The following is a 22672-nucleotide window of genomic DNA, read 5'->3' on the forward strand; positions in this document are numbered from 1 at the left end:
GATGCGCATGCTTGTCCGATTTTTTACTCTGCTTCTTTTACTGACCTCACTCAGCGCCTCCGCCAGTCTGCTTAGTCAGCAGGGCAAACCTGTGCGCTATATGCAAACCACCGAAGACGCGGTGATCTGGGCGCAGGTGGGGAACCATGTGGTCAGCGTGGGCAATGTGCGTGCCGGGCAGATCCTCGCGGTTGTCCCGACGGCGGCTGATTACTATGAGTTTCGCTTCGGCTTCGGCACCGGGTTTATTGACAAGGGCCATCTGGAGCCAGTGCAGGGGAAGCAGCGGGTGGAGGACCGTCTGGGGGATCTCAATAAGCCGCTGAGTAACCAGAATTTACTCACCTGGAAAGATACACCGCTCTATGACGCTCCCTCAGTGAGCAGCGCGCCGTTCGGCACGCTGGCCAATAATCTGCGCTATCCGATCCTCAGCAAGCTGAAAGACCGCCTCAATCAGACCTGGTTTCAGATCCGCATTGGCGATCGGCTGGCGTGGGTCAGCAGTCTGGATGCGCAGGAGGATAACGGGATCCCCGTGCTGACCTATCACCATATTCTGCGTGACGAAGAGAACACCCGTTTCCGCCATACCTCGACCACCACCTCGGTACGCGCCTTCAATAACCAGATGACCTGGCTGCGGGATCAGGGGTATACCACGCTGACCCTGTATCAGCTGGAAGGCTACGTGCGCAATAAAATTAACCTTCCGGCGCGGGCAGTCGCCATTACCTTCGATGACGGTTTGAAATCGGTAAACCGCTACGCCTATCCGGTGTTGAAACAGTATGGCTTCCACGCCACCGCCTTTATTATCTCTTCGCGCATCAAGCGTCATCCGCAGCAATGGGATCCGAAATCGCTGCAGTTCATGAGCATTTCTGAGCTCCGGCAGATCCAGGACGTCTTTGACATTCAGTCGCATACCCACTTCCTGCACCGGGTGGACGCCGGCCGGCGGCCGATCTTATTCAGCCGCAATTACCATAATATTCTGTTTGATTTTGCCCGTTCGCGCCGGGCGCTGAGCCAGTTTAATCCACATGTGCTCTACCTTTCCTATCCCTTCGGCGGCTATAACGCCACGGCGGTGCAGGCGGCGAATGACGCCGGGTTTCATATGGCGGTGACGACGGTGCGTGGGAAGGTGAAGCCGGGGGACAATCCGTTTCTGCTAAAGCGGTTATATATCTTACGCACGGATTCGCTGGAGACGATGTCGCGGCTGATCAGTAACCAGCCGCAGGGGTAAACTTCAGCGCTGCGCCTGAGCGCTGCGCCGTGGTCATCAGGCGACCTGCACCGGAATCGCTTTCGCCTGGCGCTTCATTTCGTTGTCGCCTTCGAAATAGGCGATGTTGGGCTGCCAGCGGCGCGCCTCTTCGTCAGACATGGTGACAAAGCTGGCGATGATCAGGATATCGCCGACGCTGGCGCAGTGCGCGGCGGCGCCGTTAACGGAGATGATTCTGGAACCCCGCTCGGCGGCAATGGCGTAGGTGGAGAAACGGTTGCCGTTGGTGACGTTCCAGAGGTGAATGGTTTCATTCTCCAGAATACCGGCCGCATCCAGGAAGTCCTGGTCAATGGCGCAGGAACCTTCATAGTGCAGGTCAGCCTGCGTCACTTTTACGCGGTGGAGCTTGCCCTGCAGCATATTACGCATCATAACTTCTACCCTTCAACCTTAATGTAGCAGAGCGGACACGACGTCCGCCCTGAGAAAAGCCCGGGCAAGTATTGCCCGATTTTTACCCGCTGTCTACTGACCGAGCGTGACGATCTGGTTGTCGATCAGGCGGGCCTGACCGAGCCAGGCGGCCATCAGGATCACCGCGCGCTGGCTGGCGTCGGTCAGCTCAACCAGGGTGTCGGCATCGCGGATCTGAATGTCGTCGGCGCGGAAACCTTTCTCGTTCAGCTCCTGCTCGGCGATAGCGATGATCTCGTCGAGCTGACGGTCGCCGGCGGCCAGTTTTTCCGCCACCGCGCTCAGCACTTTATACAGACCGGGGGCGATTTTGCGCTGGTCGGCGGTCAGATAGCCGTTACGCGAGCTCAGCGCCAGGCCATCCTTCGCGCGGACGATCGGCACGCCGATAATATCGATATCGTAGCCCATGTCGGCAACCATCTTGCGGATCAGCGCCAGCTGCTGGAAGTCTTTCTCGCCAAAGCAGGCGACGTCTGGCTGAACCAGGTTGAACAGCTTACTGACGATGGTCGACACGCCGCGAAAATGGCCCGGACGGCTGGCGCCTTCCAGCATAGTGGACAGACCGGGGACGTCGACGTAGGTCTGGCCTTCGGTGCCCTGCGGGTAGACTTCCGCTGGCGTCGGCGCGAAGACAAAGTCGACATGACGCTTGTTCAGCTTTTCGCAATCATCCTGCAGGGTGCGCGGGTAGCGCGCCAGGTCATCGGCGCGGTCAAACTGCATCGGATTGACGAAAATACTGACCACCACCACGTCCGCGCTGGCTTTGGCTTCATCAACCAGCTTCATATGACCATCATGCAGGTTGCCCATCGTCGGGACCAGCGCGATACGCTTGCCTTCCTGACGCAGACGGCGGATATGCTGACGCAGCAGCAGCACGGATTCTATAATCAGCACAACAAGACTCCTTAATGGAAACTGTGTTCTTCGCCCGGATAGACCCCGGATTCGACTTCGGCAATATACTGCCGCACCGCGGCGCGGATGTCGCCCGCCTCGGCAAGGAAATTTTTGGCAAATTTCGGAATGTGGCCGCCGGTAATGCCGAAAGCGTCATGCATCACCAGGATCTGCCCATCGGTGACGTTGCCCGCGCCGATGCCGATCACCGGAATGGTCAGGGCTTCGGTGATGCGTTTCGCCAGGGCGACCGGGACGCACTCCAGCACCAGCACCTGCGCGCCTGCCGCTTCCAGCGCTAACGCGTCTTCAAACAGGGTCTGCGCCGCATCGCCGCGGCCCTGCACTTTATAGCCACCGAATACGTTCACCGACTGCGGCGTCAGGCCGAGGTGGCCGCAAACCGGCACCGCGCGTTCCGCCAGCATCCTCACGGTCTCGGCCAGCCAGGCGCCGCCTTCGAGTTTGACCATATTGGCGCCAGCGCGCATCACGATGGCGGCATTTTCGAAGGTCTGCTCCGGCGTGGCGTAGGCCATAAACGGCAGGTCGGCGAGCAGCAGGCTGTTCGGCGCGCCGCGGCGGACGGCGCGGGTGTGATAGGCGATATCTTCCACGGTGACCGGCAGGGTGGAGTCGTGACCCTGCACCGTCATTCCCAGCGAGTCGCCCACCAGCAGCACATTAATGCCTTCATCGGCGAACAGCTTCGCGAAGCTATGGTCGTAGGCGGTAATGGTGGCAAAGCGCTTCTTTTCCTGTTTGCATTTCTGCAGCAGGGCAATGGTGGTCGGTTTCATAACATTTCCTGATGATGAAAGTCATATTAACCGGCATTCTAACAGCAGCATTTAGAGGGGCAATGATTTTGGGCAACCGATTACGACGATCGCCGTAAATGCTAAAAAAGGAGAGGGAATTACCAGATAGCGGGCTTTGTCGCGCCGAGATCATCCAGTACGGTACGCAGCGCAGGGCCGTCAGGAAAGCGGAGGTCCGGGGCGATCTCGAATAGCGGCCAGAGCATAAAGCCGCGGTTTTTCATATCGTAGTGCGGAACGGTCAGACGCTCGCTGTTAATGACCGCATCGCCAAACAGCATGATATCGAGATCGAGGGTGCGCGGCCCCCAGCGTTCGGCTTTGCGCACCCGACCCTGCTGCAGCTCAATGCGCTGGGTGTGATCGAGCAGCGCCTCGGGGGCCAGCGTGGTTTCCAGCGCGACGGCGGCGTTGAGATAGTCCGGCTGATCCTGCGGGCCCAGCGGCGGCGTACGGTAGAACGAAGAGACGTTCACCACGCGGCTGTAAGGTATTTCGCCCAGGGCGCGGATAGCCGCCTGCACCTGCGCCAGTGGCGAAGCGAGGTTACTGCCGAGGGCGATATAGACCAGGGTCATGCGTTACCCTGGCGCGGCGCGCGCTTGCGCGGACGGCGGTGGCGACGGCGCGGCGCCGGATCGTCCCCGAGGTCGTTGAGCATATCTTTTTGCGCCGGCGGCGCGGCGACCTGGAATTCGCCCCACCATTTGGTCAGACGCTGCAGTTCGCCGTTGTTTTCAGCGCCGGCGCGTAGCTCCAGCAGATCGTAGGCGGCGCGGAATTTCGGATGCTCCATCAGCTTCCAGGCGCGTTTGCCCTGGCGACGGGACATGCGCAGCTGCAGCTGCCAGATATCGCGGATCAGGGTGGTGATGCGCTTAGGGATCGCCAGCGTACGGCAGGCTTCGTCCAGTACGTCGTTCATCGCCAGCGCGAAGGCGTCATAGTACGCCAGACCGCTCTCCTGAGCGATTTTTTGCGCAGTTTCCAGCAGCGGATACCAGAACATCACCGAGAAGAGGAAGGCCGGATTGACGCGCATGTCGTTATGAATGCGGGTGTCGGTGTTCTTCAGCACCTGGTTGATGATCCGCTCCATCGGGCTATCGCCGCGCTCGGTAAAGTAGCGGGTGATGGTCGGGAACAGCGGCTGGAACAGGTTGTATTCCCGCAGCAGCAGGTAGGTCTGATAGCCATGCCCGGCCTGCAGCAGCTTGAGCACTTCTTCGAACAGGCGCGCCGGCGGCACGTCGTGGAGCAGGGCGGCCAGCCGCGGCAGCGGTTCGGCCGTTTCCGGGCTGATGGTCATATCCAGCTTGGCGGCGAAGCGCACCGCGCGCAGCATGCGTACCGGATCCTCGCGATAGCGGGTTTCCGGATTGCCGATCAGGCGGATCACGCCGTCCTGCAGATCCTTCATGCCGCCGACGTAGTCGCGCACGGTAAAGTCCGCCACGCTGTAATAGAGGCTGTTTATAGTGAAGTCGCGACGCTGGGCGTCCTCTTCGATCGAGCCGAAGATGTTATCGCGCAGCAGCATGCCGTTCTGGCCCCGCTGGGAGGTGACGCGATCGGTAGTATGTCCTTCGTGATGGCCACGGAAGGTAGCGACCTCAATGATTTCCGGCCCGAACATCACGTGCGCGAGGCGGAAACGGCGCCCGACCAGACGGCAGTTGCGGAACAGCTTACGCACCTGATCCGGCGTGGCGTTGGTCGTGACGTCAAAATCTTTTGGCTTTTTGCCAAGCAGCAGGTCGCGGACGCCGCCGCCGACCAGCCAGGACTCGTAGCCCGCCTTGTTGAGGCGGTACATGACCTTGAGGGCGTTTTCACTGATATCTTTGCGGGAAATAGCATGCTGCTCACGCGGGATCACCGTCATAGGCGTTGGTTCGACGGCGGCTTCTGCCTCGCGCTCCTCACGGCTTAGCACCTTACGGCAAAAATTAGCGACTCGGGTAAAAATGGTGCACCTCGTAGTGTCAGACGGACTTCAGATCAACTGTACAGTGTAAAAATAGCGGCTAATCATAGCTCAGCGGGAGCCATTTGAGAATGCTCGATTTTCGCGGGCTGCCAGTTGGCGACGGCCTGGGCGAGTAAATCAGCGACGCTCAGGGCCTGCCACTCCCCGGCGATCTCCTGATTCAGAAAGCGGAGCGCGCGGACGATTTCGGGGCGCGGATCGCCTTCCGGCAGCGCCGGCGCGTGGTTTTGTTTAGAGAGCTTATTGCCGTCGGCATTGAGGGCCAGCGGCAGATGGAGGTAGTCCGGCGCCTGCCAGCCAAAATGCTGATACAGCGAAATCTGCCGCACCGTCGGCTCAATCAGATCGGCGCCGCGGACGATCTCGGTGATCCCCTGAAAGTGATCATCGACCACCACCGCCAGGTTGTAGGCAAACAGCCCGTCGCGACGGTGGATAATAAAATCTTCACGCGCCAGCGGCTCGTTGGCGACCAGCGTGCCGCGCAGGCGGTCGGTGAACTGCAGAACCGGCCGGGTCTGGCGCAGACGCAGCGCGGCGTTTTCCGCCCCCAGCCCAAGGTCGCGGCAGTGACCATCGTAGATCCCGCCTACGGCGTGGATCCGCGCGCGGGTGCAGGTGCAGTAATAGCTCAGCCCTTGCTCACCCAGCCAGGCCAGCGCCTCGCGGTAGGCTTCGTGCCGTTGCGACTGCCAGAGCACCTCGCCGTCCCAGTGCAGACCGTAGTGGTCGAGCTGGCGCAGGATGGTGTCGGCGGCCCCGGGGACTTCGCGCGGCGGGTCGATATCTTCAATACGAACGCGCCAGATACCCTGGTTCGCGCGGGCTTGCAGGTAGCTGCCGAGCGCGGCGATCAGAGAGCCGAAGTGGAGTTCGCCGGAGGGGGAGGGAGCAAAGCGCCCTATATAGCGTGAGTCAGTCATGATACGGACAACAGAACCAGGCGGGAGAGACTCCCGCCAGAGAGTGAGGCAGCAGGGGATTAGCCCGCCATCTGTTTTTCGCGAATTTCCGCCAGGGTTTTGCAGTCAATGCACAGATCCGCTGTCGGACGCGCTTCCAGACGGCGAATGCCGATCTCCACGCCGCAGGATTCGCAGTAGCCGAAGTCTTCGTCTTCAACTTTTTTCAGCGTTTTCTCGATCTTTTTGATCAGTTTACGTTCGCGGTCGCGGTTACGCAGCTCCAGGCTGAACTCTTCTTCCTGGGCGGCACGGTCTACCGGGTCCGGGAAGTTAGCAGCTTCATCCTGCATGTGCGATACGGTGCGATCCACTTCATCCCTGAGTTGATTACGCCATGCTTCAAGAATACGCTTGAAGTGCGCCAGCTGGGCTTCGTTCATATACTCTTCGCCCGGTTTCTCTTGGTACGGCTCCACCCCAGCGATGGCGAGAATACTCAGGGACGATGTTTTACGGTTTTGCCCTTCTTGCATGTTGCTTCTCCTTAACACGCACTATCGATCCCCATGTGGGGGAAAATCAGGCCGCTATAAATAGCAGATGCTTTTCCGGATAGCAATTATCTAAACGTTACACTTGACAACCCTGTGAAGAAAAGCGTATTCGCGCTTGCGACCCGAACACTATTTAGCCACTTATTTACCGGGGTTTAACACCACGGCGATCGGCTTATTCAGAGTCATCCTCGTCGTAGAAAGTTCCGCTTTCCAGGCGAGAATTTCCACCCCCTTGTCGCGGGCTTCTGTTAACAGCTGTGCGTATCTGGCATCAATATGATGCGCGGGAGAGAAACGGTCAATTGCCGAATGCAGGACGGCAAATAAAATCACCGCGCGGTCGCCATTTGCCGCGACGGCCATCAGCTCCCGCAGGTGCTTCTGACCGCGCGTGGTCACCGCATCGGGAAAATAACCATATTCTTTCTCCGCCAACGTAACCGATTTCACTTCAATATAGCAGTTTTGGCGATCATCTGCCTGTAACATAATATCGATACGGCTATTCTCTGCGCCATATTTCACTTCGCTTTTCAGCTGGTTATAGCCTGAAAGTTCAGGGATTATTCCGGCGGAAATCGCCTCTTTCGCCAGCGTATTCGCGCGCAGCGTATTGACGCAAATAACGGCGCCCTGCTGCGTTTCAGTTAATTCCCAGGTGTGGGCATATTTGCGCTTCACATTGTCAGAGGTGGAATACCAGACGGTGTCGCCCGGGGCGGCGCAGCCGGTCATCGCCCCGGTATTCGGGCAGTGGAGCGTCAGCTCGCGGCCATCGGGGGTCACCACGTCGGCAAGAAATCGTTTGTAACGTTTAAGCAAAATGGCGGGCTGCAACGGCGGATCAAACTGCATCAACTTTCCTTATCAAACGGATAATGTTCCAGCGCCGTGTAGCGCGTGCGCCCCCGGCTAAAGCTGGATTCATAGAGCACGAACTCGTTCACCGGAAACGTCCAGCGAAAGCCGGGCGGCGGGATCGGCACCGCCTGGCGGGCGTCGCGCCACAGGGTAATATGCGGATGAAACGGCTGCGGACTCTGATAGCAGCCGCTGCGCGCCGCCTGAGCGCGCAGCATGCTGGCGAGCTGCAGCAGGCCGCGCGGCGGCTGACGGGTCCCGAGCCAGACCACCCGCGAGCGCAGCCACTGTCCGGCATCGTCCAGCGTCAGGGTAAAGCCCGGCGGCTGGAGGCGGCCGGCGAGGGCGGTCAGCGCCCGCTGTTTTTCCGCGCTCACCTCGCCGAGAAACGCCAGCGTGAGGTGAAGGTTATCCGCCGCGACGGGCCTGCCGGCATCCTCCGGGAAGTGCGTTGCCCGCCACTGGACAATCTGTTTGCGGATGGCAGGCGGCAGTTCAATCGCAAAAAACAGCCTTTTCGGCTCAGACATGATAGAGACTCGGTAATGAATTAGGGGGATGCTACAATGCGAGCCCCTGAATGTTAACCCCCGGAGCCTTTTGTGTCCTCATTGCCGGTTGCCGCCGTCCTCCCAGAATTGTTATCCGCCCTGCAGCATGCGCCGCAGGTTTTGCTCAACGCGCCGACCGGCGCCGGGAAGTCGACCTGGCTGCCGCTGCAGATCCTTGCCGAGGGCAACATCACGGGACGCATTATCCTGCTGGAGCCGAGGCGTCTGGCGGCGCGCAATGTCGCGCAGCGGCTGGCTGAACTGCTCGGCGAAAAGCCGGGGGAGACCGTGGGTTACCGCATGCGCGCCGAAACCTGCGTCGGACCGCAGACCCGCCTGGAGGTGGTCACGGAGGGGATCCTGACGCGCATGATCCAGCGCGATCCCGAGCTGACGGGCGTGGGGCTGGTGATCCTCGATGAGTTTCACGAGCGCAGCCTGCAGGCGGATCTGGCGCTGGCCCTGCTGCTTGATGTCCAGCAGGGGTTACGTGACGATCTCAAACTGCTGATTATGTCGGCGACCCTCGATAACGAGCGCCTGCAGCGTCTGCTGCCGGAGGCGCCGGTGGTGGTCTCGGAGGGGCGCGCTTATCCGGTGGAGCGTCGCTTCAGCCCGCTCTCCGCGCACCAGCGTTTTGATGAGGCGGTGGCGGTAGCGGCGGCGGAGCTCCTGCGGCATGAACAGGGGTCAATGCTGCTGTTTCTGCCCGGCGTCGGCGAGATCCAGCGCGTTCTCGACCAGCTGACGGAGCGCGTGGCGGAGGATGTCATCCTCTGTCCGCTGTATGGCGCGCTGCCCCTGAGCGAGCAGCGCAAAGCGATCCTCCCGGCGCCGGCCGGGAAGCGCAAAGTGGTGCTGGCTACCAACATTGCCGAGACCAGTTTGACCATCGAGGGCATCCGCCTGGTGGTCGACAGCGCCCAGGAGCGTATTGCCCGCTTTGACCCGCGCACCGGCCTGACCCGGCTGGTGACGCAGCGCATCAGCCAGGCATCGATGACGCAGCGCGCCGGACGCGCCGGTCGTCTCTCCCCGGGGATCTGCCTGCATTTGCTTGGCAAAGAACAGGCCGAACGAGCGGCGGCGCAGAGCGAACCGGAGATCCTGCACAGCGATCTGTCGGCGCTGTTGCTGGAGCTGCTGCAGTGGGGGTGCCACGATCCTGCCGCGCTGGCCTGGCTGGATCAGCCGCCGGCGGTGAACCTGGCCGCCGCGCGCCGCCTGCTGGAGGCGCTCTCGGCGCTGGACGGCGAGCGGCTGTCGGCGTTTGGCCGCAAAATGGCGACCCTCGGCAACGAGCCCCGGCTGGCGGCGATGCTGGCCGCTGCGCAGACCGATGACGAGGTGGCGACGGCGGCCAGGCTGGCGGCGATCCTCGAGGAGCCGCCGCGCGGCGGGCTGGTGGATTTGGCCGCCGTCTTTTCCCGTCAGCAGGCCAACTGGCAGCAGCGGGCACAGCAGCTGATGAAGCGTCTGGCCTGCCGCAGCGGACAGCCCGACGCCGGACGAATGGCCGCGCTACTGGCGTCGGCCTTCGCCGACCGCATCGCCCGTCGCCGCGGTCAGGAGGGACGCTATCAGCTGGCGAACGGCATGGGCGCGATGCTTGACGCCGACGACGCGCTGGGCCGCCATGAGTGGCTGATCGCTCCGCTGCTGCTGCAGGGCAGCGCCTCGCCGGATGCCCGCATGCTGCTGGCTCTGTCGGTGGATATCGGCGAGCTGATCGCCGCCCGTCCCGAGCTGGCGCAGCGTTCCGACACGGTGGAGTGGGATGAAGCGCAGGGGACGCTGAAAGCCTGGCGGCGGACCGTGACGGGCCAATTGGTGATCAAGACCCAGCCGCTGGCGAAGCCATCTGAGGCGGAGCTGCATCAGGCGATGCTCAACGGTATTCGTGAGAAAGGCCTTGCGGTGCTCAACTGGACGCCAGAGGCCGGGCAGCTGCGACTGCGGCTGCAGTGTGCGGCGCAGTGGCTGCAGGAAGAGGCATGGCCCGCGGTGGATGACGCTTCGCTGCTGGCCTCGCTGGAAGCATGGCTGCTGCCGCAGATGAACGGCGTTCACTCGCTGCGGGCGCTGAAGGCGTTGGATCTGCGTCAGGCGCTACAGGACTGGCTGCCGTGGCCGCTGCGCCAGAAGCTGGATCGCGAACTGCCGACGCACTATACCGTGCCGACCGGCAGCCGTCTGGCGATCCGATACCATGCGGAGAACCCGCCGGCGCTGGCGGTGCGTATGCAGGAGATGTTCGGCGAGGCCACGACGCCGGTTATCGCCGAGGGGCGGGTGCCGCTGGTGCTGGAGCTGCTGTCGCCCGCCCAGCGTCCGCTGCAGATCACTCGCGATCTCAGCGCCTTCTGGCAGGGAAGCTACCGCGAGGTGCAAAAAGAGATGAAGGGACGTTATCCGAAACACGTCTGGCCGGACGATCCGGCCAACGCCGCCCCGACCCGGCGCAGCAAAAAATATTCGTAGCCCCAGGCGCCGGGCGGCATTCTGCCCGGCCAGGCGAACCACTCACGCTAGACCATCTGCTGCCAGAGAAAAACGCCCCCTCCCGCCAGCGCCAGCCAGGGGCCGAAGGCCAGCGGCTGCTGCAGCGACTGCCGGGTCCACAGGCGCTGCAGCAGGGTCCACGCCAGCCCGCTGGCCGAGGCGAGCAACAGCACCTGCGGCAGAGCCTGCCAGCCGCACCAGGCGCCCAGCGCCGCCAGCAGCTTAAAATCGCCATAGCCCAGGGCCTCTTTGCCGGTCAGCAGGCGGAACAGCCAGTAGACCGACCACAGCGCCAGATAACCGGCCATCGCCCCGGCGACCGCGTCCGGCAGCGCAATGTACACCTCGTTAAGATTAAACAGCAGTCCGGCCCACAGCAGGGGCAGGGTCAGGCGATCGGGCAGCAGCTGGGTCCGGGCGTCAATCCGCGCCAGTATCAGCAGGAAGGAGAGCAGCATCAGGCCGCCCGCCAGCGCCAGGCCCGGCGCGAGCAGCGCCCCGGCGAGGATAAACAGCAGGCCGGTGGCCAGCTCGGTCAGCGGATAGCTCCACGAGATGCGCGCCTGACAGCAGCGGGCGCGACGGCCTAGCCAGAGGAAGCTGAGCAGCGGGATATTGTCCCGCCAGGCTATCGGCTGGCGACACTGCGGGCAGGATGAGCCCGGCGTGCTGAGGGTTATCGGCTCGTCGTCCGCGGTTTGGGTCAGCATGCGCGGCAGACGGTAGATCACCACGTTGTAAAAGCTGCCCAGCGCCAGGCCGAACAGCAGCAGGAAACCATACCAGACAAGGGGAAAATGCAGCGATAATGCGGCTAATGTCGTCATTTTTGCTCCTTTAATCACCATTTTCCCTGCAGCTGCCACGGCGTCGGGCCCGGGGCGTTTTTCGCCATCGGGCGGGTGACCAGCAGCGCCAGCAGGGGCGGCATCCCCTGACGGGGCTGTAGCGTACCGCGAAACAGATAGCGGCCATCGGGCGACAGGGTTCCCTGGCCGCTGAGGCTCAACTGATGAGAATCCTGGCGGATGGCCAGCGCCACGGCGCCGTTCGCCGTACAGCTTAAGGCGCCACTGACCTGGGCCAGCTCCAGGCTACCGACCGGAGAGTGCAGCCGGGCCTGACGCCACTGCGCGCGTCCGGCGGTGATTTGCCGGCAGCGCCCCTCGCTGAAGTGCGCTTCGGCCAGGCTGAAAGTGACCTCTCCCTCGGCGCTGACGGGCATAGTCGGCGTTAGCCAGCGACCAAGCAGGCTGGCGGGGGCGGTGAGCCGCCCCTCCTGCAGACGCAGATCGCGGATGCCCCACAGCCGGGCCTGGCCCTCCACGCCGCGGGGATCGCTGAGCGCGATCTGCCAGCCAGCCAGGGTGAGCGACCACGTCAGCCGCTCAAGCCGCACGCCGCGCCAGGAGACCGACTGCGCTGCGCCGCGCCAGATGCTGCCGCTAAGGTTGGCCACTTGTACCTCGGGCGGCAGCATCGGGACTAACAGACGCGCCGGGGCGGTGGCGGTCAACCACAGCAGATAGAGCGCCAGCAGTAGCCCACCCGCGAACGCGTTAGCTTTCATCGTCGCGCTCCAGCAGCAGATGGTTGACCGTGACCCAGCCCGGCCGCGACGGCTGCCCGGTTACGGACAGCGAGATCGCGTTGACGCCGCGCATCGCCGGGGCGTCCAGCCAGTCCATTAGCGCCTGGAAGGCGCAGGGCTGAAGGGTGACCTGCAGACGTTTCCCCTGCGGCTGCAGACGAACGACTTCCAGCCCGTGGCTCGCCGCCTCGCGCATCACCAGCGCGGTGAGCGCCTCTTTTGCCGCCGGCGCGGGCTGCTGGCTGAGCTGCTGCAGGCGCGGACCCTGCTGCGTCATCCAGCGCAGGCTGGCCTGCTCTTTCACCAGGGTTTGCCGCCACTGCGCCTCGCGGGCCCGCCAGGGCTGCCACAGCCCGTACCAGAGGGCGCAGGCTGTCAGCAATCCCGCCAGGCCGAGCAGCAGGCGCTGCTCCGACAGCGTGCGCTGCCGCCACCAGATGAGCAGATTAGCCATCGTTTTCCTCCAGCGTCAGTTGTCCTTCAATGCCATCCGGCCTGGTGGTCATGTCGCCTGGCCGGACGCGAAACCGCGGCTGCGCTCGCTGGGTAAACTGCTCCAGCGACCGGGAAGAGGCCGCGGCGATATCCAGCTGCAGACGGTTGCCTGCGGCATCCCAGCTCAGCGCCCGCAGGCGGATCCCCGGCGTTTCGCTGATGATGTTTTGCAACGCGCTGAGGCGGTCGACGAGGGGAGCATGCTGCGCCTGACGGGCAAGGCCTTGCAGATGCTGCTGCATCTGCAGTCGCGGGTTAATCACCTTTTTCTCCGTTGGAAACCAGCGATGATAGTAGGCCCGGCTGGCCTGTCGGGCGGCCTCGGCCTGGCGCGCCAGATCGCGATGATCCAGCACGCTGTTCACCGCCGCCAGCAGCGCCAGGGCCAGCGCGGCATACCGCGCCGGACGCCAGCTCGTCTGATCAGGCCGCCGACGGCGGACGGCGAACTCCCCCTGCAGCAGACTGAGCTTCTGCGCCGCCGGATGACTTGCGGCGAGGGAGAGCAGCGTCTGCGCAGGCTGCGCGCGCCACTCTCCCGGCGCCGCGGGGGGCGGCGAATAGCTGTCGATGACGTGCTCTTCCGCCTCGCCCTGCAGCAGCTCCGCCAGCCAGGGGCTTTCCGCCGCCATGCCGGCCCATGGCTGGTGGCGGATCAGCCACTGGTCGTCCGCCTGCACCGCGCTCCACGCCGGCGGTTGCCAGGGCAGGGCCAGCACATCGGGCGTCAACGCCAGGGGCCGTAGCGAGAGCGACTCGCAGCGCGCCAGCCAGTCGCGCATTTTTTGCCGCTGCACGGCGACGATCTCGCACTGGGCCTGCTGGCGGTGGAGCAGGGCAAAATGGGTGGCTTCCACCTCGTCGGCCAGCTGCTCTTCCAGCAGGAAGGGGGCCACCTGCAGCGGCGGTTTACGCAGGCCCGCCGGCAGGGTGAGGGTGTGAAACGCGCAGTCGCTGGCCGGGATCAGCACCCAGGCCGGGTAATGCGCCGCCAGCGTCGGGAAAGGGCTGGCGTCGTCAGCCGGCCACCGGCCGCTGGCTTCGTGGTGCGGCTCGCCGGGGGCGAAGAGTTGCCAGTGCAGCGGCGCCTGCCCGGGGGCGAAGCGCACGATCAGCATGGCCTGGGGGGAAGCGTTAAACTTATTCATCAACCACCATAGAAAGTCCGTATCGCCGCTGGACGACGGTAAAGGCGCGCCCCTCCTGTTGCAGGACGCTGTGCAGCTGAAAGCGAAGGTTGCCGGTCACCACGGTGAAGGCGGCGATAAAGCGTGCGCTGTGCACCGTCAGCCACGGACGGGCGAGCGTGGTTTCGGTTTTCTGCAGCGTCGGCTGCGCGAGAAAGGCGGCGACGCTGCTCCACCCGGTTCGCGGGCGGTTGTACAGCAGCTGTTGCGCCTCCTGCAGCGTCAGATCGCCGGGAAAGAGGGCCGCCAGCAGGGCGGCCTGGGAGGGGCGCAGGGTGTTGACATTGACCTGCAGCGCATCATCCGGCTGGACGCAGACGAAGGGGAGCAGGCGCTGATAGAGCGCGGCGTCCATTCCGGCCAGCAGGCGCAGCTCGCTGACATCCTGCATCGGCTGGTTGGCGGCGAGATAGCCCGGGGTTTGCGCCATATAGACCTCGTCTTCCGCGCCGTTCAGCCGCGGCTGGCCGTCGCTGTCCGTCCAGTCGCCGAGGGCGGCGGCTATCTGGCTGGCGCGCAGCGGCGACTCGCCGAGCAGCGCCAGCAGCCGGGCGAAGACGTCGGTCGGGTAGGGCGTACCGCCGCTGGTCTCATCCGCGCGATGGTTGATGGCATTGAGATTAAAGCAGGCGTGCCCGTCGCGGATCGTGGCGAGGATTTCGCCATCGTCGAGGGTAAAGCGGCGCCCCTCCTGCGCCCAGGTTTGCGCCAGGTTCGTTTGACTGGGCGAGTCCAGCGCGTCGCGTTGCAGTAGCGCGGCGGCCATGTTTTCCGCCGCCAGGGCGTACCATCTGGCCTGCAGATTATCGAGGGTCACGGCGGTGTGTTGATACATGACCGAGGTGCGTTCGGTCATGGCGCTGGCGAGGATCATCATCAGGGCGAGGATGAACAGCACCATCAGGAGCGCGACGCCGCGTTGCCGATTTTTCACTGGCCGCCTCCCGGGGTGAGTAAAAACAGGCGGGTTATCTCCCCGCTGTTCGCCAGCGTCAGGGTGATCTCCAGCCCCTGCGGCAGCGACTGCGAGCGGTCCCAGGTCTCCTGCCAGCGCCCGTCGGCATAAAACCGCAGGCGAAACGCCGTCACCTCGCGCAGCAGCACCCGGACCGTCGGCTGGCTGCCGGTCAGCGGATCCTGTTGATCGAAGCTGAGCCGTTCAAGCTGCTGCTGGCGCAGGCGGTAGCTGACGTTCTGGATCTCCGAGCGCGGGAGGATCCCCAGCGGATTCGGCCAGCCGCTGCGGCTGAAGGCCAGCCCCCAGTCGTCGCTCTGCAACTGGAAACGTCCGGCGAAGAAAAGCGTGTCGCTGTTTCTGGCGCGACGGGGAATGATGTGCGTGACATCATCGGCGATCTGGCGAAAGGCGCGCTGGAGGGCGGCGATCTGCTGGCTCTTCTCGCGGGTCAGGCCATCGGCGCGGATGACGTTCTGCAGCACCATCACGGCGGCGGCGCTGAGGACGGCGAGGATAGCCAGCGCCAGCAGCGTTTCAATCAGGGTGAAACCGCGCATTTTCGTTATCATGGCGACGTCACCCAGGTGCGAAGCGTTGCCAGCGGCGCGGGATCGCTTTTTTGCCGCCGGACCTCCACGTCCAGCGCCCGCAGCTGCGGCAGCGCGGTTTCCACCCCCTGCCAGCGGACGAACCAGCGCGTCCCGGCGGCCTCCACGGTGGTTTCGGACCAGCTGAGGGCGGGCCAGCGTTTCTCCAGCCGCAGCTGCACCAGCTGATTATCCGCCAGCCAGCTGGCGAGGATTTTCTCTTCCATACGCCCAAGCTGGCGCGTCTGCTGCAGGGTGGACTGCATCACCGCCAGGCCGGCGAGGGCGAAAATCACCAGCGCGACCATCACTTCGATAAGCGTCATTCCGCTCTCGCGTTTCATGGCTGCTCCCGCGCCGCCAGCGGCTGACTGTCGCCCTGGGCGTCGATGTTGATGCCCGTCGCGGCGTCAATCCGCAGCTGAAACGGCGTGACTTCGCCGCCGGGGAAAATGATCACGTCGGGCTGTTCGCCCGGCGTCCACGCCTGGCCGTCGGGAAAGCGCAGCGTCAGTCTGGCCTGCGGGAGGGTTTCCGCCGTGGTGGCGCGCCCGGCCTGCAGCGGCAGCCACTGCGCGTTGCCCCAGCGGTCGTCAGCCGCCGCCGGGGCGCCTTCGTCTGCAGGCTGCAGGCGCATAAACTGCCAGCGGTCAGGGTGGATGACGATCCCGAAGAGCTGGCCGGTTTGCTGCCCGCGCTCGCGGACAAAGTCCAGCTGTGCCTGAAAGCGCGCCAGGATCTGCGTGGCCTCCTGGGTGCGGGCGGAGGGAAACGCCAGCAGCACCATGCTGGCGCTGACGCCGATCAGCAGCAGGACCAGCATCATTTCCAGGAGGGTGAAACCGCGCTGAGACACTATTTCTTCCCGAGGGTCCAGTTGCCGATGTCGTCATTGGTGTCGGGCATTCCGTCCGGGCCGACGCTGAAGACGTCGATGGCGCCATGCTGACCGGGGCTTAACAGCTGATACTCATTTCCCCACGGGTCCTGCGGCAGGCGGCGGATATAGCCCCCTTCCGGGTAGTTGCGGGCATGCGGCTCGGCGGCCGGGGCGGTTACCAGCGCCTGCAGTCCCTGTTCGGTATTCGGGTAGCGGCTGTTGTCCAGCTTATACATGTCCAGCGCCCCCTCGAGCGCCACCAGATCGCTGACCACCTTCTGGCGGTCCGCTTTCTCCTTGTTGCCCATCAGGTTAGGTACCACCAGGCTGGCGAGGATGCCGAGAATGACGATCACCACCATAATTTCCAGTAACGTGAAGCCGCGTTGCCGTTGCATAGTTTTCTCCATTAATACAGTCACATACTCATAAGGGTATTCAGTTGCAGGATCGGCTGCAGGATGGCCAGCACGATAAACAGCACCATGCCGGCCATGGTGACCACCAGCAGGGGTTCAAACAGGCTGAGGGACATCTGGATCTGCGCGCTCAGCTCCCGGTCCTGGTTCTCCGCCGCGCGCTCCAGCATGGCGGTCAGCTCACCGCTCTGCTCGCCGCTGGCGATCATGTAGCGCATCATCGGCGGAAACAGCGCCGTGGCCTCCAGCGCGCGATGCAGGCTGACGCCCTCGCGCACCGATTCGCTGGCGGTCTCCAGCTGGCTGCGCGCCCAGGCATTGCTGAGGACGCCGGCGCTGATGCGCATCGACAGCAGCAGCGGCACCGCGCTGGCGTTGAGAATGCTTAAGGTGCGGGCGTAGCGCGCGCTGTTGACGCTGCGCGTCACGCGGCCGAGGACCGGCAGACGCAGCAGCGCCCGGTCCCAGGCGAGCCGCCGGGCGGGCTGGCGCAGCAGATAGCGCAGCCCCAGCAGCGCCAGGAATGACAGCAGCACCAGCCAGGGGCCCGCGCTGCGCACAATGTCGCTCAGGCTCATCAGCAGCCGGGTAGAGAAGGGCAGGGCCTGTTTTAGATGGACAAACTGCTCGACGACTTTCGGCACCACGGTGGAGAGCAGAATGGCGATCACGCTGATGGCGACCAGCGTCAGCACGATGGGGTAGATCATCGCCTGTAGCAGGCGGGCGCGAAGCTGCTGGCGCTGCTCGGTATAGTCCGCCAGCCGGTTCAGCACGCCGTCGAGATGGCCGGAGGTTTCGCCGGCCGCCACCATGGCGCAGAACAGGCCATCGAAACAGGCGGGATAGGCGCGCATCGCCTCCGCCAGCGAATGGCCTTCAAGCACTTTGCTGCGCACCCCGGCCATTAACGTTCTCAGCGACGCCTTTTCGCACTGCTGGGCGACGGCATCGAGCGCTTTTTCCAGCGGAATGCCGGCGGCGACCAGGGTGGCCAGCTGGCGAGTGAGCAGGGCTAAATCACCGGCGCTGGTGCGCCGGGCGATCAGCCCGCCGCGCCACAGCCGGCTCGCCGGGTCGGCGGCGGCCACTTCCAGCGCCAGCCAACCCTTGTCCCGCAGCAGCTGGCGGGCGTGGCGGGCGGAGTCGGCCTGTTGAACGCCGCGGCGGGTTTTGCCCTGCGCGTCCAGCGCCTGATAGCGAAAGAGGGCCATCTCAGACGCTGTCCGCCGTTTGCTGTTCGGTGACCCGCATCACCTCCTCCCAGCTGGTGATCCCCGCCAGCGCTTTATCGCGCCCGGCATGGCGCAGGGTCTGCCAGGCTGGCCCCAGCTGCTGGATCAGGGTGATCTCATTTTCGCCGCGGTGGATGGCGGCGCGGACGCGGTCGTCAATGAGCAGCAGCTCGTGAATGCCGGTGCGTCCGCGATAGCCGGTGAAATTACACCGGGCGCAGCCTTTTGGCTGCCACAGCGGCGTACCGGCCGGGACCGCCATCTGCCGGGCGGCGTCAGCATCCGCCTGCCAGGGCTGACGACAGTGCGGGCACAGCCGACGCACCAGCCGCTGCGACATCACCGCCAGCAGCGAAGTAGAGAGTAAAAAGGGCTCCACCCCCATATCCTGCAGGCGGGAAACGGCCCCCAGCGCGCTGTTGGTGTGCAGCGTCGACAGCACCAGGTGGCCGGTCAGCGAGGCCTGGACGGCGATCTGGGCGGTTTCGCCATCGCGGATTTCGCCCACCAGCACCACGTCCGGATCCTGGCGCAGTATGGCGCGCAGGCCGCGGGCGAAGGTCATCTCGACTTTGGCGTTGACCTGGGTCTGGCCGATGCCTTCCAGCTCATACTCCACCGGATCTTCAATGGTCATGATGTTGCGCTCCCGGGCGTCGAGGCGGCTGAGGGCGGCGTAGAGCGTTGTGCTTTTCCCTGATCCGGTCGGTCCGGTGACCAGAATGATGCCGTGTGGCCGGGCGATCAGCGCGTCGACCTGGTCAAGCAGGGCGGGGGGCATGCCCAGCGTCTGCAGATCCAGGTTGACGCTGTTTTTGTCCAGCAGGCGCAGCACCACGCGTTCGCCGTGGCTGGAGGGCAGGGTGGAGACGCGCACGTCTATCGCCCGCCCGCCGATACGCAGCGCCATGCGGCCATCCTGGGGCACCCGTTTTTCGGCAATGTCCAGGCTCGCCATCACCTTGATGCGCGAAATGAGCAGCGCGGCCAGCCGCCGCTGCGGGCGCAGAATTTCCCGCAGCACGCCGTCGACGCGAAAGCGAATTTGCAAATGGCGCTCATAGGTTTCGATATGGATATCGGAGGCTTTCTCTTTGATGGCCTCGGTGAGCATGGCGTTGATCAGACGGATAATCGGCGCATCGTCTTCGCTGTCGAGCAGATCGTCGGTATCCGGCAGCTCTTCGGCGAGGGTATAGAGGTCAAGCTCATTGCCGATGTCGGCCATCATCCGGTGCGCTTCCGCCGAGTCGCGCTGATAGCTGAGCACCAGCACTTTCTCGAACGCTTCCGGCGCCAGACGGCTGACGCTCATCGGCCCGTCCGCCAGGCGGCGCGCTTCCAGCAGCGCCCGGGCGGCGGTATCAGCGCGGCACAGCGCTTCGCAGCGTTCGCCGTCGCTGAGCAGCACCAGATGGTGCGCGCGGGCCCACGCGAAGGGCAACAGCGGACGGCGTTCGGCAGCTGGCGTCATGGGCGGCCTCCGAGGTTAAAGGCGTCAATGGCGGCGCTAACCTGGCGGAAGGCCTGGGTCTCCTGCTGCGGATAGATGTGCAGCAGATCGTTGCTGAGCGATGCTTCGCTGCTCTCTTTGCCCCGCTGTTTGGTTTGCGCATCGTTGAAGGCGGTGTACTGGCCGGAGGAGGCCCGGCGGTACTCATCGCGGTCGCGAATAATGGTCGGGCGGATAAACAGCATCAGGTTGCGTTTAGACACTTTCTTGCTGTCGGAGCGGAACAGCGCGCCGATCACCGGGATGTCGCCGAGCAGCGGCACTTTGTCGGCGCTATCGGTGACGCTTTTATCCAGCAGCCCGCCAACCACCACCGTTTCGCCGCTACCCACCAGCACGGCGTTATTCACCGTCCGGGTATTAAAGGTCGCCCCGAGATCGCTGCTGGTGCTGGAGGCCGAATCGGCGACGCTCGATACTTCCTGCTCAATCTCCAGCAGCACGGCATCGCCTTCGTTAATCTGCGGTTTCACCTTCAGCTTAATGCCCACGGTTTTGCGCTCGACGGTATTGAAGATGTTGTCGCCGGAGGTGGTTTGCGAGCCGGTTAACACCGGGACTTCCTGGCCGACGTTGAAGGTGGCTTGCATATTGTCGAGGGTGACGATGCTGGGGGTGGCCAGAATATCGTTCTTGGTACTGCTGGAGAGGGCGGTGAGCAGCATCGCCCAGTTCCCCTGGTAGAAGCCGGCGGCGATACCGTTAAACGAGCCGAGGGCGCTGGCCAGCGAGCTGCTGATGGTGCCGTCTTTGTTGTACTGGTTGGCGCCGGCGATCGCGGTGGAGATCGGCAATCCGCTGTTGGTAAACTGGGTCATGCCGGCGTTTTTATTGGCCCACTGGATACCGAGGTTGAGTCCGTCGGCATCCTGCACTTCGGCGATAATCGCCTCCACCAGCACCTGCGGGCGGCGGATATCCAGCTGGGCGATCACCCGCTCCAGATCGTTCATCACGTCCGGCGCCGCGGTGACGATCAGGGCGTTGGTCTGGCCGTGGGCTTTGATAATAATATTTTTATCGATCGCGGCCACCGGTTTGGCGCTTTGCTTATCGTTCTGCAGCGAGCTGCTGATCCCGGTCAGGACCTCCACCAGATCGGCGGCTTTGGCGTACTTCAGGTAGATCACTTTGGTGTTGCCCTGCACCGCCTGCTGGCGGTCGAGCTGTTTGATCATGGCGATAATGCGCTGGCGCGAGTTTGGCTCGCCGCTCACCAGCACCGAGTTGGTGCGCTCATCGGCCACCACGTTCGCCACCATCGATCCCGGCAGCGCCGACTTGCTGGTGTCTTTATTGAGTTCGGTAACCAGTTTGACCACCTCCGCGGCGGAGGCCCAGGAGAGAGGCACGGTCACCACGCTGCGATCCCCGGCGTTGTCGACGCGTTCGACAATGGTCAGCAGGCGTTTGATCACCGCCGCGCGGCCGGTCATCAGCAGGACGTTGGAAGGTTCATAATGGACCACGCTGCCGGCGCCAGCGTTATCGTTCAGCTGGCGGAGCAGCGGCGCGAGATCGCGAGCGGCGACGTTGGTCAGGGGCACCACCCGGGTGACGACCTCATCGCCTTCGCCCGGCGCGGCCTCGCTGGCGACCGGAACGGCCGAGGTCTTGGCATCTTTGGCGCGGACCACCTTCAGCACGCCGTTATTCATATTAATCACGGCGAAGCCATATACATCCAGCACGCTGAGGAAGAATTGATAATATTGCTCTTCATTGAGCATATCGTAACTGCGCACGGTGATAGTGCCGCGTACGCTGGGATCGATAATCACCGTTTTATTCAGGTTTTTGCTGACGGTATTGATAAATTCCTGGATATCGGTGCCTTTAAAACTGGCGGAAAATTCCTCCGCGGCGGCCGGAGAAAATAGCAGCGGGGTTAATATCAGCAGCGCAGGAAGCATTTTTCGCAGGCGTTTCATGGTTGGCAATTATTCATCCCCCAGGGAGAAAGCAATATCGTGTCGTTGGCCTTCCCGCTCAACGGTTAGCGTTATTTCGGTCATATCGGCCAGATTCTGCAGCGCCTGTTGCGCTTGTTCCTGATCGCGTAAATCGATGCCATTTAAAGCGATCGCCAAATCATTTTCCTGCAGGCCGGCCTGGCGAAACAGCGAGGCGTCTTTGCCAGGGTTAAGTCGGTAGCCCTGCAGTTTGTCGCCGCTGAGTACCGGCGAAATCGTTAAATAAGTGAGGATATTTTGCGGCTGCTCACGGAGTCGCTTCATAAGGGGCGGACGGGGCGCGGCGGCGGGCGATGACGACGACGCGCGGGTATCGTTAAATAATAAAATGGCCTCCTGGCGCCCCTGATAGTTGACGATGATCCGGTCTGGCAGGATGGCAGCGATCTGTGCATCGTATCCCGGGGTGGTATCGCCGACGCTAAGGCTAACCTGCTGATTTCCTTTTTCAATAATCGCGATGGAACGCGCCGGGTTGCTGCTGGCAAGCAGCCCGGCCAGGCGTAGCTTCAGGCTGGAAACCGGCACCTGATCGAGGCTGGTGGCCTCCGCTGGCGCGGGGGGATTTTTCGTCGCCAGGCCAAACAGGGTAAACGCGGGCCGCACGTTTTTTAATTCCGGTTCCGCTGCCGGAGGCGCAGTTAACGGCAGGGCGGAAATATCCTCAGAACTGACAGGGAATACCACTCGCCAGGTTAATTTCGCCAGCTGCGGAATGGCGGTTATTAATATGATGAGCGTCACAATTCGGGGTAATAATTTAATTATCCCTTTATTTATATTTGTTAACCCCATCACAGAAATTGGCATTTTAATCCCTTTGCTAATTTATTTTTCTGCACGCTGGCGTAATACCCTACCGAAACAGGTAGGTGATTATTGGCTTTTGAATGAATTATTGCCGGAGAGTGGCGATAAGCGTGGCGAATCATAATCAGTTTGCGGTTTGCGGTCGTCATTCCCTTTATTCATTTACTCCCCCGGCTTCCTACGCCCCCCTCTCATTTGTGGGGGATGATTGCGC

The 22672-nt window shown here is 63.1% G+C and carries 25 protein-coding genes; 2 read left to right on the forward strand and 23 right to left on the reverse strand.

Going from position 1 to position 22672, the window contains the following annotated elements:
* The first annotated feature begins 1 nt into the window (after position 1).
* The gene (locus tag ACOI7Z_RS15840; RefSeq protein ID WP_023292008.1) at positions 2–1255 is read left to right on the forward strand and encodes a polysaccharide deacetylase family protein; all 1254 of its coding nucleotides are present in this window, start codon (positions 2–4) and stop codon (positions 1253–1255) included.
* Positions 1256–1291: 36 nt separating this feature from the next.
* Here the strand turns inward: ACOI7Z_RS15840 and panD are convergent, their stop codons facing one another.
* The 9 genes from panD to thpR all read right to left on the reverse strand — a co-directional run bounded on the left by panD (position 1292) and on the right by thpR (position 8287).
* Positions 1292–1672 (reverse strand): aspartate 1-decarboxylase, encoded by a 381-nt coding sequence (panD, locus tag ACOI7Z_RS15845; RefSeq protein ID WP_004204397.1) that lies wholly within the window; start codon positions 1670–1672, stop codon positions 1292–1294.
* Positions 1673–1765: 93 nt separating this feature from the next.
* A complete protein-coding gene (gene panC, locus ACOI7Z_RS15850; protein WP_086075019.1) occupies positions 1766–2620 on the reverse strand; it encodes a pantoate--beta-alanine ligase in 855 nt (284 codons plus the stop codon).
* Between the two features lie 11 nt (positions 2621–2631).
* Positions 2632–3423 (reverse strand): 3-methyl-2-oxobutanoate hydroxymethyltransferase, encoded by a 792-nt coding sequence (panB, locus tag ACOI7Z_RS15855; protein WP_086075018.1) that lies wholly within the window; start codon positions 3421–3423, stop codon positions 2632–2634.
* 119 nt (positions 3424–3542) lie between these two features.
* Positions 3543–4022, reverse strand: a complete 480-nt coding sequence (folK, locus tag ACOI7Z_RS15860) for a 2-amino-4-hydroxy-6-hydroxymethyldihydropteridine diphosphokinase (RefSeq protein WP_048296707.1) — start codon at positions 4020–4022, stop codon at positions 3543–3545.
* A complete protein-coding gene (pcnB, locus tag ACOI7Z_RS15865) occupies positions 4019–5413 on the reverse strand; it encodes a polynucleotide adenylyltransferase PcnB (protein ID WP_071787251.1) in 1395 nt (464 codons plus the stop codon). The genes folK and pcnB overlap by 4 nt, the downstream gene beginning before the upstream one ends.
* A gap of 62 nt (positions 5414–5475) precedes the next feature.
* Entirely contained in the window at positions 5476–6357 is an 882-nt protein-coding gene (gene gluQRS, locus ACOI7Z_RS15870; protein WP_048296709.1) for a tRNA glutamyl-Q(34) synthetase GluQRS, read from the reverse strand.
* 59 nt (positions 6358–6416) lie between these two features.
* On the reverse strand, positions 6417–6872 hold the full coding sequence (gene dksA / locus ACOI7Z_RS15875; protein WP_002888845.1) for an RNA polymerase-binding protein DksA: 456 nt from the start codon (positions 6870–6872) through the stop codon (positions 6417–6419).
* 162 nt (positions 6873–7034) lie between these two features.
* The gene (gene sfsA / locus ACOI7Z_RS15880; protein WP_023292014.1) at positions 7035–7751 is read right to left on the reverse strand and encodes a DNA/RNA nuclease SfsA; all 717 of its coding nucleotides are present in this window, start codon (positions 7749–7751) and stop codon (positions 7035–7037) included.
* The gene (gene thpR, locus ACOI7Z_RS15885) at positions 7751–8287 is read right to left on the reverse strand and encodes an RNA 2',3'-cyclic phosphodiesterase (protein ID WP_023292015.1); all 537 of its coding nucleotides are present in this window, start codon (positions 8285–8287) and stop codon (positions 7751–7753) included. The genes sfsA and thpR overlap by 1 nt, the downstream gene beginning before the upstream one ends.
* Before the next feature lie 72 nt (positions 8288–8359).
* On the opposite strand from thpR, the gene hrpB reads away from it, so the two are divergent.
* On the forward strand, positions 8360–10789 hold the full coding sequence (gene hrpB / locus ACOI7Z_RS15890; RefSeq protein ID WP_087849890.1) for an ATP-dependent helicase HrpB: 2430 nt from the start codon (positions 8360–8362) through the stop codon (positions 10787–10789).
* Positions 10790–10836: 47 nt separating this feature from the next.
* Here hrpB and ACOI7Z_RS15895 read toward each other — a convergent pair whose 3' ends face one another.
* From ACOI7Z_RS15895 to ACOI7Z_RS15960, 14 genes are read right to left on the reverse strand one after another with little or no spacing between them, the layout of a single operon-like run.
* A complete protein-coding gene (locus tag ACOI7Z_RS15895; protein ID WP_087849891.1) occupies positions 10837–11637 on the reverse strand; it encodes a prepilin peptidase in 801 nt (266 codons plus the stop codon).
* 14 nt (positions 11638–11651) lie between these two features.
* On the reverse strand, positions 11652–12380 hold the full coding sequence (locus tag ACOI7Z_RS15900; protein WP_087849892.1) for a type II secretion system protein N: 729 nt from the start codon (positions 12378–12380) through the stop codon (positions 11652–11654).
* Positions 12370–12855, reverse strand: coding sequence for a type II secretion system protein M (locus ACOI7Z_RS15905; protein ID WP_080901681.1), 486 nt, complete (start codon positions 12853–12855; stop codon positions 12370–12372). The genes ACOI7Z_RS15900 and ACOI7Z_RS15905 overlap by 11 nt, the downstream gene beginning before the upstream one ends.
* Complete coding sequence (gene gspL, locus ACOI7Z_RS15910; protein ID WP_086075015.1) at positions 12848–14044, reverse strand: type II secretion system protein GspL; 1197 nt, start codon at positions 14042–14044, stop codon at positions 12848–12850. Before gspL ends, ACOI7Z_RS15905 begins: the two co-directional genes overlap by 8 nt.
* The gene (gspK, locus tag ACOI7Z_RS15915; protein WP_087849893.1) at positions 14037–15017 is read right to left on the reverse strand and encodes a type II secretion system minor pseudopilin GspK; all 981 of its coding nucleotides are present in this window, start codon (positions 15015–15017) and stop codon (positions 14037–14039) included. The genes gspL and gspK overlap by 8 nt, the downstream gene beginning before the upstream one ends.
* Positions 15014–15610: a type II secretion system minor pseudopilin GspJ gene (gspJ, locus tag ACOI7Z_RS15920; protein WP_023292022.1), complete on the reverse strand. Its 597-nt coding sequence runs from the start codon at positions 15608–15610 to the stop codon at positions 15014–15016. Before gspJ ends, gspK begins: the two co-directional genes overlap by 4 nt.
* Positions 15607–15972 (reverse strand): type II secretion system minor pseudopilin GspI, encoded by a 366-nt coding sequence (gene gspI, locus ACOI7Z_RS15925; RefSeq protein WP_032452553.1) that lies wholly within the window; start codon positions 15970–15972, stop codon positions 15607–15609. Before gspI ends, gspJ begins: the two co-directional genes overlap by 4 nt.
* Positions 15969–16484, reverse strand: coding sequence for a type II secretion system minor pseudopilin GspH (gene gspH, locus ACOI7Z_RS15930; RefSeq protein WP_065882744.1), 516 nt, complete (start codon positions 16482–16484; stop codon positions 15969–15971). Before gspH ends, gspI begins: the two co-directional genes overlap by 4 nt.
* The gene (gene gspG / locus ACOI7Z_RS15935; RefSeq protein WP_002889054.1) at positions 16484–16906 is read right to left on the reverse strand and encodes a type II secretion system major pseudopilin GspG; all 423 of its coding nucleotides are present in this window, start codon (positions 16904–16906) and stop codon (positions 16484–16486) included. Before gspG ends, gspH begins: the two co-directional genes overlap by 1 nt.
* Before the next feature lie 20 nt (positions 16907–16926).
* A complete protein-coding gene (gene gspF, locus ACOI7Z_RS15940) occupies positions 16927–18141 on the reverse strand; it encodes a type II secretion system inner membrane protein GspF (RefSeq protein ID WP_087849894.1) in 1215 nt (404 codons plus the stop codon).
* A 1-nt stretch (position 18142) separates the two neighbouring features.
* Positions 18143–19636 (reverse strand): type II secretion system ATPase GspE, encoded by a 1494-nt coding sequence (gspE, locus tag ACOI7Z_RS15945; RefSeq protein WP_044521064.1) that lies wholly within the window; start codon positions 19634–19636, stop codon positions 18143–18145.
* The gene (gene pulD / locus ACOI7Z_RS15950) at positions 19633–21606 is read right to left on the reverse strand and encodes a GspD family T2SS secretin variant PulD (protein ID WP_023292027.1); all 1974 of its coding nucleotides are present in this window, start codon (positions 21604–21606) and stop codon (positions 19633–19635) included. Before pulD ends, gspE begins: the two co-directional genes overlap by 4 nt.
* A gap of 9 nt (positions 21607–21615) precedes the next feature.
* Complete coding sequence (gene gspC / locus ACOI7Z_RS15955; RefSeq protein WP_087849895.1) at positions 21616–22458, reverse strand: type II secretion system protein GspC; 843 nt, start codon at positions 22456–22458, stop codon at positions 21616–21618.
* Positions 22443–22580 carry a hypothetical protein gene (locus ACOI7Z_RS15960; protein ID WP_032429281.1) on the reverse strand — a complete coding sequence of 46 codons (138 nt, stop codon included), beginning with the start codon at positions 22578–22580 and terminating at the stop codon, positions 22443–22445. The genes gspC and ACOI7Z_RS15960 overlap by 16 nt, the downstream gene beginning before the upstream one ends.
* Between the last annotated feature and the right edge of the window lie 92 nt (positions 22581–22672).

This window comes from Klebsiella sp. C283, assembly GCF_048822555.1.
Taxonomy (GTDB): domain Bacteria; phylum Pseudomonadota; class Gammaproteobacteria; order Enterobacterales; family Enterobacteriaceae; genus Klebsiella; species Klebsiella quasipneumoniae.